The organism is Aeromonas sp. R7-2 (genome assembly GCF_040908105.1).
GTDB classification, from domain to species: domain Bacteria; phylum Pseudomonadota; class Gammaproteobacteria; order Enterobacterales; family Aeromonadaceae; genus Aeromonas; species Aeromonas caviae.
In genome coordinates this window covers 331,433-348,169 of sequence record NZ_JBFODC010000036.1, presented here as the reverse complement: position 1 = coordinate 348,169, position 16,737 = coordinate 331,433, and the positions used below count along the sequence as shown (strand labels likewise).

General features: G+C 65.0%; 18 protein-coding genes. 6 read left to right on the top strand and 12 right to left on the bottom strand.

Features of this window, described 5'->3' with window-relative positions; translation table 11 throughout:
• Nucleotides 1-86: 86 nt before the first annotated feature.
• Nucleotides 87-560, top strand: coding sequence for a YMGG-like glycine zipper-containing protein (locus tag AB5Y47_RS16995; protein ID WP_039041096.1), 474 nt, complete (start codon nt 87-89; stop codon nt 558-560).
• A gap of 87 nt (nt 561-647) precedes the next feature.
• Here AB5Y47_RS16995 and AB5Y47_RS16990 read toward each other — a convergent pair whose 3' ends face one another.
• Together AB5Y47_RS16990 and AB5Y47_RS16985 are read right to left on the bottom strand one after the other, a co-directional pair.
• Nucleotides 648-1,604 (bottom strand): D-2-hydroxyacid dehydrogenase, encoded by a 957-nt coding sequence (locus tag AB5Y47_RS16990; protein WP_323901932.1) that lies wholly within the window; start codon nt 1,602-1,604, stop codon nt 648-650.
• 121 nt (nt 1,605-1,725) lie between these two features.
• Nucleotides 1,726-2,496, bottom strand: a complete 771-nt coding sequence (locus AB5Y47_RS16985; protein ID WP_039041094.1) for a DUF3530 family protein — start codon at nt 2,494-2,496, stop codon at nt 1,726-1,728.
• 309 nt (nt 2,497-2,805) lie between these two features.
• On the opposite strand from AB5Y47_RS16985, the gene AB5Y47_RS16980 reads away from it, so the two are divergent.
• Genes AB5Y47_RS16980 through AB5Y47_RS16965 form a run of 4 tightly spaced genes read left to right on the top strand, consistent with a single transcriptional unit; the run spans nt 2,806 to nt 6,127 of the window.
• Nucleotides 2,806-3,846: an isopenicillin N synthase family oxygenase gene (locus tag AB5Y47_RS16980; protein ID WP_039041093.1), complete on the top strand. Its 1,041-nt coding sequence runs from the start codon at nt 2,806-2,808 to the stop codon at nt 3,844-3,846.
• A gap of 21 nt (nt 3,847-3,867) precedes the next feature.
• Nucleotides 3,868-4,680 carry a MetQ/NlpA family ABC transporter substrate-binding protein gene (locus tag AB5Y47_RS16975; protein WP_010673785.1) on the top strand — a complete coding sequence of 271 codons (813 nt, stop codon included), beginning with the start codon at nt 3,868-3,870 and terminating at the stop codon, nt 4,678-4,680.
• Nucleotides 4,677-5,471, top strand: coding sequence for a methionine ABC transporter ATP-binding protein (locus AB5Y47_RS16970; RefSeq protein ID WP_010673786.1), 795 nt, complete (start codon nt 4,677-4,679; stop codon nt 5,469-5,471). The genes AB5Y47_RS16975 and AB5Y47_RS16970 overlap by 4 nt, the downstream gene beginning before the upstream one ends.
• On the top strand, nt 5,456-6,127 hold the full coding sequence (locus AB5Y47_RS16965) for a methionine ABC transporter permease (protein ID WP_368220415.1): 672 nt from the start codon (nt 5,456-5,458) through the stop codon (nt 6,125-6,127). The genes AB5Y47_RS16970 and AB5Y47_RS16965 overlap by 16 nt, the downstream gene beginning before the upstream one ends.
• Nucleotides 6,128-6,221: 94 nt before the next feature.
• Here the strand turns inward: AB5Y47_RS16965 and efp are convergent, their stop codons facing one another.
• The 3 genes from efp to AB5Y47_RS16950 form a co-directional block, all read right to left on the bottom strand.
• Nucleotides 6,222-6,788, bottom strand: a complete 567-nt coding sequence (gene efp / locus AB5Y47_RS16960; protein WP_010673788.1) for an elongation factor P — start codon at nt 6,786-6,788, stop codon at nt 6,222-6,224.
• A 45-nt stretch (nt 6,789-6,833) separates the two neighbouring features.
• Complete coding sequence (gene earP, locus AB5Y47_RS16955; protein WP_049636558.1) at nt 6,834-8,030, bottom strand: elongation factor P maturation arginine rhamnosyltransferase EarP; 1,197 nt, start codon at nt 8,028-8,030, stop codon at nt 6,834-6,836.
• A 95-nt stretch (nt 8,031-8,125) separates the two neighbouring features.
• On the bottom strand, nt 8,126-9,169 hold the full coding sequence (locus AB5Y47_RS16950; RefSeq protein ID WP_049636557.1) for a GMP reductase: 1,044 nt from the start codon (nt 9,167-9,169) through the stop codon (nt 8,126-8,128).
• Between the two features lie 391 nt (nt 9,170-9,560).
• Here AB5Y47_RS16950 and AB5Y47_RS16945 point away from each other — a divergent pair, with 391 nt between their 5' ends.
• Complete coding sequence (locus tag AB5Y47_RS16945) at nt 9,561-10,040, top strand: ATP-dependent zinc protease (RefSeq protein ID WP_041212542.1); 480 nt, start codon at nt 9,561-9,563, stop codon at nt 10,038-10,040.
• Nucleotides 10,041-10,107: 67 nt separating this feature from the next.
• Here the strand turns inward: AB5Y47_RS16945 and AB5Y47_RS16940 are convergent, their stop codons facing one another.
• The 7 genes from AB5Y47_RS16940 to AB5Y47_RS16910 form a co-directional block, all read right to left on the bottom strand.
• Nucleotides 10,108-11,547 carry an ATP-binding protein gene (locus AB5Y47_RS16940; protein ID WP_049636556.1) on the bottom strand — a complete coding sequence of 480 codons (1,440 nt, stop codon included), beginning with the start codon at nt 11,545-11,547 and terminating at the stop codon, nt 10,108-10,110.
• Nucleotides 11,544-12,236: a response regulator gene (locus tag AB5Y47_RS16935; protein ID WP_041215642.1), complete on the bottom strand. Its 693-nt coding sequence runs from the start codon at nt 12,234-12,236 to the stop codon at nt 11,544-11,546. Before AB5Y47_RS16935 ends, AB5Y47_RS16940 begins: the two co-directional genes overlap by 4 nt.
• Nucleotides 12,237-12,317: 81 nt before the next feature.
• On the bottom strand, nt 12,318-12,965 hold the full coding sequence (locus AB5Y47_RS16930; RefSeq protein ID WP_319910388.1) for a hypothetical protein: 648 nt from the start codon (nt 12,963-12,965) through the stop codon (nt 12,318-12,320).
• Nucleotide 12,966: 1 nt separating this feature from the next.
• Nucleotides 12,967-13,815, bottom strand: a complete 849-nt coding sequence (locus tag AB5Y47_RS16925; RefSeq protein WP_039039562.1) for an SDR family oxidoreductase — start codon at nt 13,813-13,815, stop codon at nt 12,967-12,969.
• The gene (locus AB5Y47_RS16920) at nt 13,812-14,468 is read right to left on the bottom strand and encodes a TenA family transcriptional regulator (protein WP_039039563.1); all 657 of its coding nucleotides are present in this window, start codon (nt 14,466-14,468) and stop codon (nt 13,812-13,814) included. The genes AB5Y47_RS16925 and AB5Y47_RS16920 overlap by 4 nt, the downstream gene beginning before the upstream one ends.
• A complete protein-coding gene (locus tag AB5Y47_RS16915) occupies nt 14,465-15,946 on the bottom strand; it encodes an AMP-binding protein (protein ID WP_368220414.1) in 1,482 nt (493 codons plus the stop codon). The genes AB5Y47_RS16920 and AB5Y47_RS16915 overlap by 4 nt, the downstream gene beginning before the upstream one ends.
• Nucleotides 15,943-16,608: a thermostable hemolysin gene (locus AB5Y47_RS16910; protein ID WP_042014526.1), complete on the bottom strand. Its 666-nt coding sequence runs from the start codon at nt 16,606-16,608 to the stop codon at nt 15,943-15,945. Before AB5Y47_RS16910 ends, AB5Y47_RS16915 begins: the two co-directional genes overlap by 4 nt.
• Between the last annotated feature and the right edge of the window lie 129 nt (nt 16,609-16,737).

Sequence of the window (16,737 nt, the reverse complement as noted above, 5' to 3'; positions counted from 1 at the left end):
TGCCCCTTGCGGCAGTGGCGCAGGTCAGGGGGCTTTGTATAGTGCAGGGAAAAATAATCAATCATCAGGTTTGACAGGAGTACCCCATGAAAATGAAACCGTTTGGCATGAGCGCACTGGCGCTGCTGGGGGCGTTGCTGTTGGGCACAGGACAGGTGCAGGCATCCGAGACCCTCAATACCATTCTCGGCGGCGGAGCCGGCGGGGTGGCGGGCACCATGATCGGCAAGGAGCTGGGTGGCGACACCGGCGCCCTGGTGGGGGCAGCCCTGGGGGGCGCGGCCGGTGGTGCGGCCACGGCCAATAGGGGCAACAAGAACGAAGCTGCGCTCGGCGGCGCCGTCGGTGCCCTGGGCGGGGCTGCCATCGGCAAGAGCGTCGGTGGCAGCACGGGCCAGCTGATCGGCGCCGGTATCGGTGGTGCCGGTGGCTCCGCCATCGGCGCCAGGACCGGGGATGGTCACGAGAGCCGCGGCGATCGCTATTACGATGACAGGCGCTATCACAAGCACCACAAGAAACACAAAAAGCACCGCAAGCACAGATGGCATGACGACTGATGCCGCGGCAAGCTGATCGACAAAAAGGGGCCTTTGGCCCCTTTTTTTGATCCCGCTGCCGGCCCGTAAGGGGCGGCGAGCGGCCTCTTACACCAGCCGGTGCTGGCGCCTGCCAAGGGAGAAGGCGTTGATGTTGTCGATGAGCTGATCCGCGAGGCGCTGCATCGACTCTTCGCTGGCCCAGGCCACGTGGGGAGTCAGGATGAAATTGGGGTAACGCAGGGCCTGCATCAGGGGGTGATCCGGAGGTGGCGGCTCGACACTCGCCACATCGAAGCCGGCGCCCCCCAGACGGCCGTTGCCGAGGGCTTCGAGCAGCGCCTGCTCGTCCACCAGGCCGCCACGGCCCACGTTGATGAGCAGGGCGCCCGGTTTCATCAGGGCCAACTCCCGCTCCCCGATGAGATGGCGGGTGTAGGGGGTGAGCGGGCAGTGCAGGCTGATCACATCCGAACTTTGCAGCAGGGCATCCAGGGGCAGCCTGTCGTCATCCCCCGGGGAGCCGACCTGGCTCTGGGCATAGTAAACCTCCATCCCGATGGCGCTGGCCCGCTGTCCCAGTGCCTGTCCCAGGGTTCCCTTGCCGATGATCCCGAGGCGCTTGCCATGCAGATCCGTGATGGGGTGGTCGAAGAAGCAGAACTGGCCGCTTTGTTGCCAGCGCCCCTCCAGCAGGGACTGGCGCCAGGCGAACAGGTTGCGCGACAGGGCGAACATCAGGGCCATGGCGTGCTCGGGGACGGAAGGGCCCGAGTAGTTGCGGATATTGCACACGGCAACATTGGCGGCGCGGCACGCCTCCAGATCCAGGTTGTCGCTGCCGGTGGCGGCGAGGGCGATCAGGCGCAGTTCGGGCAGCTGGGCCAGTTCATCGGCCCCGATGCGTACCTTGTTGATGATGGCGATGCTGGCGCACTTGAGCCGCTCCACCACCTGATCCGGCGCCGTGGTCGGGTAGCTTTGCCAGTGATGGGGAAAATCGGGGCGGCGCAGATTGATGCCGGTGTCCAGGGTGTCGCTGTCGAGAAACACGATTTGCTGCATGAAGCCTCCTGCCATTGGTTCGGACATGATGCCAAACATGGAGGGCGGCTGACCAGCACGGTGGCATCGGACCAAGTCCGATGGGGAAGGCAAAAGGCGGGTGGCTGTGCCTCGGAGGGACTCAGATCCAGCCCAGGTGCGTCAGCCAGCCCTGGATGCGCCCCGGCGTCTCCTCCAGGTCCATCAGGGCATAGGGGCGGTAGTTGAGCTTGTGGCTGCGGCGGCTCTCGCTTCTGCGGGCTTCGGCCGCCAGCAGGGGCCAGCGTCCTCCCTCCTCCTGATAGAGATCCAGGGTAGGGATGCTGCCCTGGGCTATCTGCTTGGCGAGGGTCTGGTTGCTCAGCTGGTTGGGGAAGAAGCCGTCGAGCAGCACCAGGGCATCGGGGGCGGGCAACTGCTCGCTGGCGATGAGGTTGGCGGCCCAGGCGGCGCTGGTACCCTGGGCCAGCAGCAGCTTGAAGCCCCCCTCCTGCAGCTTGGCATCCCCCAGCTTGCTGATGCGGGAGGCAAACTGCTTGCGAAAATCGTCGATGACCTGCTGTTTCTTCTCGGCGGCGGGGTCGAGCTCGGTCTGCTGCGGCGAGGGGAGCAGCAGCAGGGTATCGAAACCGAGGCGCCCCAGCTCCCGGGTCAGTTGCCACAGCTGGCCGCTGCGCTGCCAGTCGGGCAGCAGGATGACCAGACCCACGTAGTTGTCGCTGTCGTGCTTTGCAAACAGTACCTGTTGCTTGTCCACCCTGGTGCTGTCGGGTATCCCCTGCCAGTCGCTGCTCTGCCAGTAGTCGGGGGGAACCAGGGGGGCTGGATCCGGGGCGGCGCCTGACGGTGCCTGCCCGGCGCCGTGGGCGGCAAAAGCAAGCAGGGTCAGCAGCAGATAGGGGCGAAATGTCATGGGGGATCCTCCAGCACTCCCTCATAGCGGCCTCGCCGGGGGTTTCTTTAGGGCAAGGGGGCACATCGGCATCGGCGGTGGCGAAGAGGGTCTGACCGGCGGGCCGAACACGGGCCCGGGATTGTTCCAAATGGCAAAGCATTCCCGGTTTTGATTGTTCCATCCCGTGACCCATACATGGTTCAGTAAGGGCAGACAGACAGGGGGCCGGGGCATGTCGCCACTGGCCGCAGGCGGAGAATTCTCCCCCCTGTCTCGTCAGAACGAGAGGTTCACCCTCACTTTCCATCGACAGGGAGCGTTATCGCCATGAGCACCTTGGTTCACTTGCCCATCCTCGACCTGAGGCAGCTGGATGCCTCGCCCGACGCTCGGGCCGATTTTCTGGCATCGTTGCGCGATGCCGCGAGAGAGACGGGATTTTTCTACCTGACCGGCCACGGCATCGATCCCGAGCTGCAACAGGAGGTGCAGCAGCTGTCGCGGGCCTTCTTTGCGCTGCCTCTGGCGGCCAAGCAGCAGGTCGCCATGATCCACTCTCCCCATTTTCGTGGCTACAACCGACCGGGGGCGGAGCTGACCCGGGGTCAACCCGACTGGCGAGAGCAGTTTGATATCGGTGCCGATCGCCCTGCCTTGCCGCGCGCGGCGGGCGACCCGCCCTGGTGGCGGTTGCAGGGGCCGAATCAGTGGCCGGAGGCGCTGCCGACACTGCAACCCGTGCTGACGCGCTGGCGTGGGCAGATGACCCGCATGTCCCGTACCCTGCTCGGGGCTTTTGCCGAGGCGCTCGCACTGTCGCCAGATGCCTTCGATGCCCTGCACGGAGAGCGTCCCAACGAACATATCAAGCTGATCCGCTATCCCGGTGAGCGGGGCGCCACCCAGGGGGTCGGTCCCCACAAGGATTCGGGCTTCCTGAGCTTCCTGCTGCAGGATGACCAGCCCGGCCTGCAGGTGGAGGTGGCGCCGGATCACTGGATCGATGCGCTCCCGCTCCCCGGCACCTTCGTGGTCAACATCGGTGAGCTGCTGGAGCTCGCCAGCAACGGCTACCTGCGGGCGACCGTGCACCGGGTGGTGCCGTCGGCGCCGGGGCAGGAGCGTCTCTCCATCGCCTTCTTCCTGGGGGCCCAGCTCGACGCCGTGGTGCCCGTCTATCCGCTGCCCGAGGCACTGGCCCGTGAAGCCAGGGGGCCTGCCACCGACCCGCACAATCCGCTGCTGCGGGAGGTGGGCTGGAACTACCTCAAGGGGCGGCTGCGTTCCCACCCTGATGTGGCATTGCGCCACCATGCCGATCTGTTGCCGGCGCCCCGGGCGCTGGCGGTCGGCGAAACCACCCATTGATTGCATGGCAAGGAGCACAAGATGAACAAGCACGGACTGTTTTCCCTGAGCGGCCTGGTATTGGCCCTCGGACTCTCTCTCTCCGCCCAGGCAGCCCAGGCGCTGCGGGTTGCCGCGGATCCACTGCCCCATGCGGATATCCTCGGCGAGGTGAAACGCCAGGACCCTTCGCTGGATCTGCAGGTGATCGAGCTCAGCGGCGGCATCAATGCCAATGCCCTGTTGGTGGCGGGTGATGTGGATGCCAACTACTTCCAGCACGTCCCTTACCTGCGGGATCAGGAGAAGGCGCTCGGCACCGAGCTGGTGGTGGCCGCGACCGTACACGTGGAGCCTCTTGGCATCTATTCGAAGAAGTTCAAGCACCTGAGGGAGGTACCGGAAAAGGCGGTGATCGCCCTGCCCAACAATGTCACCAACCTGAGCCGGGCCCTCTATCTGTTGCAGCACGAGGGGCTCATCACCCTCAAGGCCGGCCATGAAGATCCGGCGCGGGATCTGGCGACGGTGCACGACATCGCCACCAACCCCAAGGCGCTCAAGATCCTGGAGATCGAGGCGCCGCAGCTGCCGCGCTCCCTCGACGACGTGGATCTGGCGGTGATCAATGGCAACTATGCCCTGGAGGCGGGGTTGGAGCCTGCTCGCGATGCCCTGGGGCTGGAGAGCGCCCAGAACAATCCCTACGCCAACATCCTGGTGACCACCCCGGCGCTCAAGGATGATCCGCGGATCCGCCAGTTGGCGCGGGATCTGGAGTCCAGGGCGATCGCCGACTTCATTCGCAAGAGCTACAAGGGGTCGGTGATCCCGGTGGCCGGGCGGCAGTCATGATAGTGCTGGAGGGGCTCGGCAAGCAGTACCCGGGGCACGGGCAACCCGCTCTGGAGGGAGTGTCGCTCGAGATACCGGATGGAGCCATCTACGGCATTCTCGGGCGCAGCGGCGCGGGCAAGAGCACGCTCATTCGTTGCCTCAATCTGCTGGAGCGGCCAAGCCGGGGCCGCATCCTGTTCGATGGCCGCGACATCACGGCCCTGGAGGGGGCGGCCTTGCGCCGCCACCGTCAGGGGACCGGCATGATTTTCCAGCACTTCAATCTGCTGCACGCCCGCAGCGTGGAGGAGAACGTTGCGGTCCCGCTGGAAATCGCCGGAGTGGCGCGCCGGGAGCGGGCGGCCCGGGTCAGCGAGCTGTTGGAACTGGTGGGGCTTGGCGAGCACCGTCGCGCCTTTCCCTCCCAGTTGTCGGGGGGACAGAAGCAGCGAGTGGGCATCGCCCGCGCCCTGGCCGCCAATCCGCGCCACTTGCTCTGTGACGAGGCGACCAGTGCCCTGGATCCGGAGACCACGGAGTCGGTGCTGGCGCTGCTTGCCGACATCAACCGCCGCCTCGGGATCACCATAGTGCTCATCACCCACGAGTTGGAGGTGGTCAGGGCCATCTGCGATCACGCAGCATTGCTTGAACGGGGTCAGCTGGTGGAAAGCGGCGCTCTGGGCACCCTGCTGGCCAACCCAGACTCCCGCGTGCGGCAGGCCTTGTTGCCGGATCCCGAGATCCTGCGGCGTTTCATGGCGCGTCACGGAGTCACAGAGGAGGTGCGTTTATGCAGAGTCGCCTGAGTGTCGATGCCTTGCTCGAACTGATGTATCAGGGGTCGCTCGAAACGCTCTACATGGTGGGAGTGGCGGCCGTGCTCACCCTGTTGCTGGGGCTGCCGACCGGGGTGCTGCTGGTGGTGACCCGTCCCGGGGGCGTGCTGCCCTTGCCCCGTCTCAACATGGTGCTGGGGATCGGTATCAACATCGGGCGGTCGCTCCCCTTCGTGGTGCTCCTGATCGCCCTGATCCCCCTGACCCGGCTGGTGGTCGGCACCTCACTGGGCAGCACCGCCGCCATCGTTCCCATTACCCTGGGGGCCTTCCCCTTCTTTGCCCGGGTGGTGGAGAGTGCCCTCGATGAGGTGGACAAGGGGCGCGTCGAAGCCGTGCTCGCCATGGGGGGCAGCGGCTGGCACGTGGTCGTCAAGGCGCTGCTGCCCGAGGCCTTGCCGGCGCTGCTGGCCGGGCTCACCCTGACGGTGGTGATGCTCATTGGCTTCTCCTCCATGGCGGGGGTGGTCGGTGGCGGGGGGCTCGGGGATCTGGCGATCCGCTACGGCTACCAGCGCTTTGACGACAAGGTGATGGCAGGGACAGTGGTCATGTTGCTGCTGCTGGTGCAACTGGTACAGGGGGTGGGGGACAGGCTGGTGCGGGCACTGGCCCATCGCCGCTAGGGGCACGGCTTCTCATCAGGCCGGCCGTGAGGTGCCAGCCAATAAAAAAGCGAGCCTGGGCTCGCTTTTTTTGCAATCACATCAAGGGGTCAACTTAGTTGACGCGACGCTTGAATTCACCGGTACGGGTGTCGATTTCGATCTTGTCACCGATCTCCACGAAGGCGGCAACGGCCAGCTCGTAGGAGGTGCCCTTCAGGCGGGCAGGCTTGGTCACTTTACCGGAGGTGTCGCCACGGGCGGCCGGCTCGGTGTACTCGACTTCACGCACGATGGTGGTCGGCAGTTCTACGGAGATGGCTTTCTCGTTGTAGAAAGTCACTTCGCAGAGGTCTTCCATGCCGTCTACCAGGTAGTTCAGGGCATCACCCAGGTTGTCTTTCTCGACGTCGTACTGGTTGTACTCGGTGTCCATGAAGACATACAGCGGGTCGGAGTAGTAGGAGTAGGTGCACTCTTTACGCTCCAGCTGAACGACTTCCAGCTTGTCGTCGGCCTTGAAGACGGTCTCGGTGGCGCTGCCGTTCAGCAGACCCTTCAGCTTCATCTTGACCACGGCGGAGTTACGGCCGGATTTGTTGAATTCAGCCTTCTGGACCACCATCGGCTCGGTGCCGATCATGACTACGTTACCAGCGCGGATTTCCTGTGCGGTTTTCATGTAAAAAATTCCTGTTCGTGAAACGGACGGATAAAAACTGCCAGATTATATACGGCTTTCTAAAAATTTCACCAACCTCGTGACGAGATCCCCGTCCGCCAGCAGCCTCTGTGGCCAGGTGCGCCCATGTTGCTGCCATATGGCCGCGTATTGCGGCCATTGTGCCCAGAGTTCACCGGTGTGTTCCCCCCGGTTGAGGGCATGGTTGAAGCGGCGCAGCCACTGACCGGCCGGCGCTGGCAAGGGGGAGAGGTAGTGGTCGAGAAAACCGTCCAGCTTGACCATGTGGGCATCCTCTTCCTGCTGGTAGATGTGCCAGAGGAAGGGGCGCCCTGCCCACTGGGCCCGCACGAAGGAGTCCTCCCCGCGCACCAGGTTGAGATCGCAGCTCCACAGCAGGCGATCGTAGCCCCTCTGATCGGTCATCGGCAGCAGCTTGACGGTGAGGTTGCCCGCCTGGAGCAGCGCGCCTGCCTTGGCCGTCGGAATGGCCTCTACCAGCCCTGCGCCGATGAGCACGTCGTCGAGGGAGCGCCCCAGCGGCAGCAGCAGGGTGACGGGGGTGACGCTCTGGCGCCAGCCCTCGACCAGGCTCCTGAGCGCCTCGCTCTCGTAGGTAAAGAGGCTGACCCGCAGCTCGTCTTCTCGTTGGGGTGGCAAGCCGAGGCTGGCCCAGTAGGCGGCCAGTCCCGCTTCATCCTGTTGCCAGCGCTCGCGCTCGACGATGAGGCCGTGCTCGCACAAGAGGCCGCCGGTTCTGGCGGTGAAACCCGGGAAGAAGAAGTACTTGTCGAGGCGCCGGCTGCCGACCTGCTGGGGCGAGGCGAGGCCATGGCAATCCTCGACCCAGCTCTCGGCCGAGAGGTATTCGAGGTTGATCCAGCAGGGGGGCGTGGTCTGCTCGGCCATGCGTTCGATAAAGGGGGCGGGCAGCTCGCAGGCAAACGCCTCGATGACCACCCTGGCCGGGGTCATGTCGGCGGGGAGGCGCTCGTGCCAGTGCTGGACATAGATGCCATCGACCCACTGACCGTCCTGTGCGGGGTCGAGCGCCGGGCAGATGCGGGCGAAGCTAGCCAGATCGTCCACCCAGAGCCGCACCTGCACCTCACTCTTCTGCGCCGGGAGCGCGCCTTCCTGTTTGAGCTGGCGGGCGAGTCGCCAGGTGACGCCGATGTCACCGAAGTTGTCGACGACGCAGCAGAAGATGTCCCAGTCGAAGGGGGGGAGAGGGCTTGTCATGGCGCGGGATCCCAGATGCAAAAAAACCGGTGCGCAGGGTAGCACACCGGTTGGTCGGCTTCTAACCGTCAGCGCGTGACGGGGTCTGTGGCAGGTTACTCCTTGCCGTAGACGTTGTTCTCCTGCTCGCGCACCCGGATGAAGGTGGTGCGTTTGGTGAGCTCTTTCAGCTGGCTGGCCCCCACATAGGTGCAGGTGGAGCGCACCCCGCCCAGGATGTCGCGCACCGTGTTCTCCACCGGACCGCGGTAGGGCAGCAGCACGGTTTTGCCTTCGGAGGCGCGATACTCGGCGACACCGCCGGCGTGCTTGTCCATGGCGCTGGCCGAGCTCATGCCGTAGAACTTCATGAAGGGCTCGCCATCGACCTCGACGACTTCGCCGCCGCACTCTTCGTGAGCGGCCAGCATGCCCCCCAGCATCACGAAGTCGGCGCCGCCGCCAAATGCCTTGGCCACATCCCCCGGGCAGGTGCAGCCGCCGTCACCGACGATCTGGCCACCCAGGCCGTGGGCCGCATCGGCACACTCGATGATGGCGGAGAGCTGCGGGTAGCCGACCCCGGTCTTGACCCGGGTGGTGCAGACCGAGCCCGGGCCTATGCCCACCTTGACGATGTCGGCGCCGGAGAGGATCAGCTCCTCCACCATCTCGCCGGTCACCACGTTGCCAGCGAGGATGACGTGGTTCGGGCAGGCCTCGCGGATCTTGCGCAGAAACTCGACGAAGTGCTGGGAGTAACCGTTGGCCACGTCCACGCAGATGAAGCGCAGGGCGCTGGACATCGCGAGGATCTGGCGGGTCTTGGTGAAGTCCTCCTCCGAGGTGCCGGTGGAGACCATTACGTGGCCCAGCAGGGCCGGGTCGGTCTCATTGACGAAGGTTTGCCACTGCGCAAGGCTGTAGTGCTTGTGCACCGCCGTCATCATCTCGAAGCTGGCCAGGGTACGCGCCATGGCGAAGCTGCCGACGGTATCCATGTTGGCGGCGATGACGGGCACGCCCTGCCATCGGGTCTGGGTGTGCTTGAAGGTGAACTGGCGAGTCAGGCTGACTTGGGAACGGCTCTTGAGAGTAGAGCGCTTGGGGCGAAACAGGACATCCTTGAAACCGAGCTTCAAGTCTTCTTCGATACGCATTGCGAATTCCTTATTGAGCCTTGTGTGAGAGCTCACTTTGCAGTGGCAACTTTTCGGCAGGCGCAAAAAAACCGGTGGTTTTCAGGCCCTCCGGTTTACAGCAGTGTAGGCAAAAATCCCGTCAGAACAAGACTGATAATTCACGCACCGCTGTGGTAGCCTTTGGCGTCACAACCTGAGGATGGCCGCCAGCGTCATCCCGCACCCTGTTCTCCCCTCGTTTTCCTGCTGCATTCCCCACTCACGCGCCGTGCCTGGCATGGATTGTCGCCTGTTGGCACCGCGTCCAGAGCCTGCTCCCCTGCGCGCCAGAATCCGGTTGACCCGGCAGTTGGCTGTGATACATCTGGGCGCAAGACTGACAAGGCGAGAGAGCAAGATGGGCAAGAGAATGGTGGCGGCAGCCATGATGTGGGCGCTGTGCGGCAGCGCGATGGCGGCCCAGACCAGCTATGGCTGGATCGAGAAGGGGGTGCTGATGCCCTACGGGGTGGCGGTCAAGATGAAGCTCGATACCGGTGCCCTCACTTCGTCGCTGGATGCCCGCGACCTGAAGCATTTCAAGAAGGATGGCAAGCCCTGGGTGCGCTTCAACCTGGTGCTGACCGATGCCAATACCGACAAGGTGGTGCGCCGGAGCGTGGAGCGGCCGGTGGAGCGCAGCGTGACGGTGCGCGGGGCGGGCGGCATGGAGGAGCGCCCGACGGTGACCATGTCCGTCTGCGTCGGGGACCAGGTCTACAAGGAGTGGTTCACCCTGCGGGATCGCAGCAAGATGATCTACCCGGTGCTGCTGGGGCGCCGTCTGCTGGCGGAGCTGGGACCGGTGGATTCGAGCCGGACCTTCACGGTACAGCCCACCTGCGACTAGGGTGGTGGTGCCATGAAAAACGGGGGCCTGGCCCCCGTTTTTCATGGCGTGCGCAAAGGCTGACCCCTCATGCCTGGCGCGAGGCGGGAAGCAGCACGCTCACTTCGAGCCCCCCTTCAGGCCGATTGTGGATGTCGAGATCCGCTCCGTGAAGCTGGGCGATGCGCGAAACGATGGCCATGCCAAGGCCCACGCCATCCCCCTGCTGGGGATTGACCCGGAAGAAGCGCTCGCACAACCGGGAGAGGGCGGCGGTGGGGATGCCGGGGCCGTTGTCCCGCACATCCACCCGGATCCGGTTGCCCACCTGGCTCACCACCACGGCGACCTCGCCGCCCACCTGGGTGTAGCGCAGCGCATTGTCGATGAGGTTGCCGAACATCAGCTCCAGCAACATCGCCTGTCCCATTACCTGCACCTGTTCGGCGCCCTCCAGGGACAGCTGTTGATCCTTTTTCAGGGCGATGGGGGCCAGGGTCGCCAGGGGGCTCTGCAACAGGGGGTGCAGAGGGAGGGCGGTGAGGGCCGGGCTCTGCTGGTTGTCGATGCGGGCCTGGGTCAGCAACTGGCGGATCAGCCGATCGCTGCGATCGAGGGCCAAGAGCATCTTGCGCAGGGCCTGCTCCCGGCTCTGATCATCCTCGGCCGTCATGGCGTTCTCGCTGTGGATGCGCAGTACAGCGAGGGGCGTGCGCAGCTCGTGGGCGGCCTCGTTGGTGAACTGTTTCTCCCGATCCAGGGTGTCAGCGAGGGCGTGCATCAGCCGGTTGATCTCCCCCACCAGCGGCGTCAGTTCCTCGGCCTTGATGGCGAGATTGAGGGGGCTCAGGTTGGCGGGATGACGCTCGCCGATGGCTTGCGCCAGCTGGTGCAGCGGTGACAGTCCCCGGGTGATCAGCCACCACAGCAGACCGAGCAGGAAGGGCAGGGTGATGAAGAGGGGCAGCATGGTGAGGGTGGCCATCTTGCTGGCCAGCTCGCTGCGTTCGTCATCCCGCTCCGCCACGATGAGCCAGGTCTGTTCACCTTCGTTGTAGAGGGTAAAGGTGCGCCACTCGTGATGATCCTTGGTCTCGCTGTTGAAGCCCCGCTCCAGGGTGGTCAACGGTTGGGCCGGGGCATTGGGCGAGCGCAGCAGCACGGCGCCCTGCTCGCTCAGCAACTGGAAGTAGAGGTTGTGCTCGAATTCATGGCCATAGGGGGTGAACTCGTTGTCCTGGCCGAACTGGAAGAAGCCACCCTTCTCGATGTGGGGCGTCTCGGGGACGGCCTGCACCCACTCCTGGTACACGGTGCCGTTGCGCGGCAGCTCGCCGCTCTGCTTGAGATAGCGGCTGAGCAACTGGTTGGTGATGCGGGCGGACTGGGCGAGACGGGCATCAAACAGCTCTTCCATTTCGTGGTTGGCCTGCAGGTAGCCGATAAGGCCGCTGATGGCGAGGCTGAGGCTGACCAGGGCCAGGATGCCGGAGAGCAGAAAACGGCGGATGGAACGGACACGGCTCATGGGGCGGAGGCTCCTCTTGCGCCCTGGACGTCGAGCTGGGGCACGATGTAGCCGACGCCGCGAATGTTGCGGATGAGCTCGGGGAAGAATTTCTTGCGCAGATGGTGAATGTGCACCTCCACCGCGTTGCTCTCTGCCCCCTCGTCCCAGCCGTAGAGGCTCTGTTGCAGTTGATCCCGGCTCAATACCCGGCCGCTCTGGGTGATGAGCTCCTGCAACAGCTTGTACTCGTGGGGGGTGAGCTTGACCGGCTCGCCCCGATAGGTGACCTGTTGTGACGCGGGGAAGAGCTGCAGCTCCCCGTACTCCAGCACCGCCTGGGCCTGCCCCTTGCTGCGCCGCACCAGGGCGCGCAGCCGGGCGTTGAGCTCCTGCAGGGCGAAGGGTTTGACCATGTAGTCGTCGGAGCCTGCATCCAGCCCCAGCACCCGGTCGTCCAGGGCATCACGGGCGGTCAGGATGAGCACGGGCAGGGTTTGCCCCTCCCGGCGCAACTTGCGCAGCAGGCTGATGCCGTCGATGTCCGGCAGGTTGAGATCCAGGACAAGGGCGGCAAATTCCTCGCTCTTGAGAGCCGAGAGGGCCGGCATCCCCTGCTGGAGCCAGTCCACCGTGTAGCCGCTGCTGCGCAGGGCATCCACCATGCCGTCTCCCAGCATCACATCATCTTCCACCAACAGGATCCGCATTGTTCTCTCCCTCAAACGACACTGCCCACCAGTATGCAAGCTGGTGGGCAGAGTTGAAATAGCACACTGTGCTGCTTGTGTTTACAGCTTGGCGAGACGCTCGCGAATTTCCATTCTGCGGCCCTCGTCAGCCACCTCGCGGCCAGGGCGCGCCGGGGCGGCCAGGGCCTTGTCCAGATAGACCTTCGCCTGTGCCTTGTCACCCTGATCCAGCAGGAAGTCGCCGTAGAAGAAGTTGGGGTCGATGCCGGTGGGATTGATGACCAGCGCCTGCTTGAGCAGCTTCTCCGCCTTTTCGTCGTCACCAAAGCCCACCGGCCAGCCCGGTACCTGGTAGTAGAGGGAGCCCAGGCTGGTGTAGGCCGAGCCTTCCAGCGCCTTGGGATCCTGCTTGATGGCGATCTCGAGCTTGGCCTTGGCCTCCTTCACCAGACCAAGGGCGCCGAGGCCGCCCTTGGCCCCCGCCCAGGTGCTCTTGACGATGGCGGACCAGATCAGCAGATCGGTGCGAAATGCCTCCTTGGCGCTCGCCTCATCGGCCTTGGCACTCAGGTTCTCCAGGCAGCTCTCCTTGGCTTTTCCGGTCTGCTGGTACTGGCAGTGGGCCCACTCCTGCTGAATGGTGGGCAGGGCATCGGCGGCCTGGGCCAGACCGCTTGCCAGCAGGCCTCCCAGGGCGAGCAACAGGGGGCCGTGACCAAATCGGGGACGGAAAGTGGCGTGCTTCATCTCAATGTTCCTTCTCGTTTGTCGCACAGGCGGGATCGCTCCTGTGATCGGGGGCTGGGGAGGCGGTGCGGCGGGCGTGGCGCTCGATGATCGGGCGCTGCTTGGCCAGGGCCATGTCCACCAAGGCGGGCAGCAGGCCGTTGAGCCGCACAAAGAGCTTTTCCGGCCAGCCGAGCCAGCGGCGGCGTGTCTCGTTGCACAGGGCGATGACGGCCTCCTCGGCCACGTCCTGTGGGCTGTCGGTCCGGGTGCCAAGCTCGGCATTCATGGCATAGGCCGCCTCGGAGTTGAGGTGGGTGCGGGTGGCGCGAGGGGCAAAGTGCAGCACCTTGATGCCGGTTCCCTCCAGCTCCCGCCCCAGGGACTCGCTGAAGCCGCGCATGGCGAACTTGCTGGCGCAATAGACGCTGTAGCCGGCAAAACCGATAGCCCCGAGGCTGGAGCCGATGTTCATGATGATGGCGGGCTTGCGCAGCCGGGGCAGCAGGGCTCGGGTGAGCTGGATGGGCGCCTCGACGTTGAGCAGCAACTGGCGTGTCACCTGCTCGCTGCTCTGATCTTCCAGCCAGGCGAACTGGTTGCAGCCCGCACTGTTGATGAGCACGTCCAGCCCCTCGTCCAGGGCCGGATGTTGCAGCAGCTGCGCCCGCTCATGGGGAGAGCCAAGATCGGCCGTCACCGTCTGGTGGCGATCCGGATGAGGCAGCTCCCGGCGCAGGCGCTCCAGGGCGCTGGCCCGACGACCGTGCAGCAGCAGATGGGCACCCTGGGCCGCCAGTTCATGGGCCAGGGCTTCACCAATGCCGCCACTGGCGCCAGTCAGCAGTATGCGTTTGCCTTCAAGCTTCATTGGCAGGATCCCGTGAGCTGATAGAGCATGTCGCCATAGAGGCGGTAGACCACCTTGGCGGCGTGAATGATGGCGGCCTGATCGGCAGCATCTTCCACCCGGTTCATCAGGGATTCGAAGAACTTGAGGTGCTCCTGGTCCAGGGCCCCGTGGGAGCTCAGGTAGCTCATGGCCTGGGGCGGCAGACCCAGACCGCTCTTGAGCTGGTCGGCGACGGTCAGGGCGATGGCGACGCTGGTGCCTTCCAGCACCTGCACCATGCCGAAGAACCCCATGGGGTTGCCGCGCTGGATCTGGTCGTAGAGGAAGGCCACCATCAACTCGATGGGCAGGCCCGGCTGGCCGTGGCGCACCGCCTCGGCATCACCGCCGCAGGCACGGATGTCGTTCAGGATCCACTCCTGATGGCCGTACTCCTCGTCGATGTACTCCCTGATGGCGCCACGCACCCATTCGTACTCCTGCCCCAGCTTGCCGCCGGTGGCCATCAGGAGCGGCACCGTGTGGCGCACGTGGTAGTAGGCCTGTGCCAGGAAGGCGAGGTAGGTGTCACGGCTGATGTCGCCGCGGCGGCAGGCCTCGATGATGGGGGCGTTGAACAGGCGTTCGCGCTCGCAGGCGGTGGCTTGTTGCAGGGTCTGGTAGAAGCTCATGAGGTCTCTCCTGTGAGGCATTGGCTGATCTGCCGGGAAAAATGGTGATAAATCTCGTTGCGACGGGGGCGCCCGTTGGCCGTCAGGAGGCCAGGGAGCTGATCCAGGGCGACCGGCAACCAGTGATGGATGCGGGCGTAATCGGGCAACTGCTGGTTGAGCCGGGCAATCTGCTCTGGCAATTGGGACTGGCTGCCCGGCAGCGGCTGGATAAGGGCCACGTTGGCGGGCTGACCGTCACCGAAGATGACGATGCGGGCGATGGCCGGGCAGAGCTGGGCCTGGGCTTCCACCCACTCCGGGGAGAAGTTGCGACCAAAGGCGGTGATCTGCACGTTCTTCTTGCGCCCCGTGATATGGAGATAGCCCTCCTCGTCGAGCCGACCCAGATCCCCTGTGGCGATCTGACTGCCCGTCTCGCCCTCTTCCCCCAGGTAGCCCAGCATGGCGCTGCCGCTGACCATGACTTCGCCGTCTGCGGCGATCGTCACCTGGCAGTGGGGCAGGGGCAGGCCGACGCTGCCGGGACGATCCCCGTGGGGGCCGTTCAGGGCGACCACGGAGCCGCATTCGGAGAGACCGTATCCCTCGAAGACCGGCAGCCCCGCCGCACGGGCGTGAGCGATGAGTTCGGGGGCGACCTTGCCGCCGCCCACGGCGACGAAGCGCAGAGTGCCGAGCTGTGTCGCCAGGGCAGGGGTATTGAGGCACAGGGCCAGCAGCAGGCGCAGCAACTCGGGTACCAGCACCAGGCTGTGGCTGGGCCAGCGCAGCAGTACATGGGCCAGGGCCGCAGGATCCAGCTTGCTGGAGCCCGAGAAGCCGAGTTCCCCCAGGGAGGGGATGCGGCTGCAGGCGCCGGTCAGCAGCGGGACATACAAGCCGGTCAGGTTCTCCAGCAAGGTGGTGAGGGGCAGCAGGGTCAGGTGTTTCTCAACCCGGGCAGGGGCCACCCGCAGGGCAAGGGATCCGCAGACCGCCGTCATCTGTTCCAGCGACAGGCAGACGCCCTTGGGTTGCCCCGTGGTGCCCGAGGTATAGGTGATCTTGGCGGTGCCCGCCGGCAGCTCGGGGAGGCGGGCCGGGATGCGGCGCCACAGGGGCACGGCCTGCTCATCGGGCCTGCCTGCCATGAGCACGAGGGGCGAGGCGGCCTGCCACCCCTGGTGCTCCGGGCCGACCAGGGCGTCTGCTCCGCTGCTTTCCAGCAGCCACGTCTGCTGCGCCGGACTGAAGAAGTGGGGAACCGGGATGACCACGATGCCGGCCCAGGTGCAGGCGAGATCGATCAGTGCCCAGGGCAGGCCGTTGTCGAGTTGCAGGGCCAGGCGGCGGATGCCGGCCCCTTGCAGTACTCCAGCCAGTTGCTGGATCTGCTGCCACAGGCTCTGGTAATCCAGCTCACCCTGGCTGCCTAGCAGCGCAGGCTGGTGCGGGGTCTGGCTGGCATGGTGGGCGATGGTGTCGAACAGCGTCATTGCGCGCACCTCCTGTCGATGTCGGCATGGTTAAAAAGGCGGGGCATGGGCCCCAGCAGGTTGAGCAGCAGGCTGCTCTGTGCGAGCACCTCGCGCCCCTGGTTGATGTCGCCTGCCATCACCTTGGGCTGGCAGCGGTAGTATTCGCCCCAGGCACTGGCATCCTCTCCCACCTGATGGGCCTGGGCGGGGGCCAGCTCCACCGGGTTGAGACGCAGGCGGGTAAAGCTGTTGCGCAGCTTGGCGGTGCCGGTGAACACCACGTAGTCCAGGGCGTTGTCACACAGCAGACGGCACAGCGCGGCAAACATCAGGCGGGCGTGGCCCGGTTCGCTGCAGGCAAGATTGCCCACTTCGATGATGCGGTGGCGGGCCGGACGTACCCCGAGACGGGTCTCGATGGCGGCCTCGACAGGCTGCTCCAGATATTGCTCCAGATAGAGCGGTTGCTCGTGCTCGCCATGGCAGGCCTGATTGAGGCCGCAGGCACCGACCAGCACGCCATCTGCCCGGTAGAGCCCGAGCAGGCAGGGCAGGAAATGGGGAATGCGGGCGTTGAACTCGAGGGTGTAGGCGGCCTGGATATAGGTTTGCAGCGCCATGACCTGCTGCGGGGATTCGGCCAGGATCAACCGGTAGGGGGCTTGGATCTCGATGGTCATGGTTGGCTCCTTCTCTTGCGATGGGATGAGAGTAAAAGGGCAAACTTAAGAAACCCTTAAGGCGCAAAAAAAGACGAAAAAAACTGGCGGGGGGTGAACGGTGGGCGATGGGGGCACCAGACAAAACAG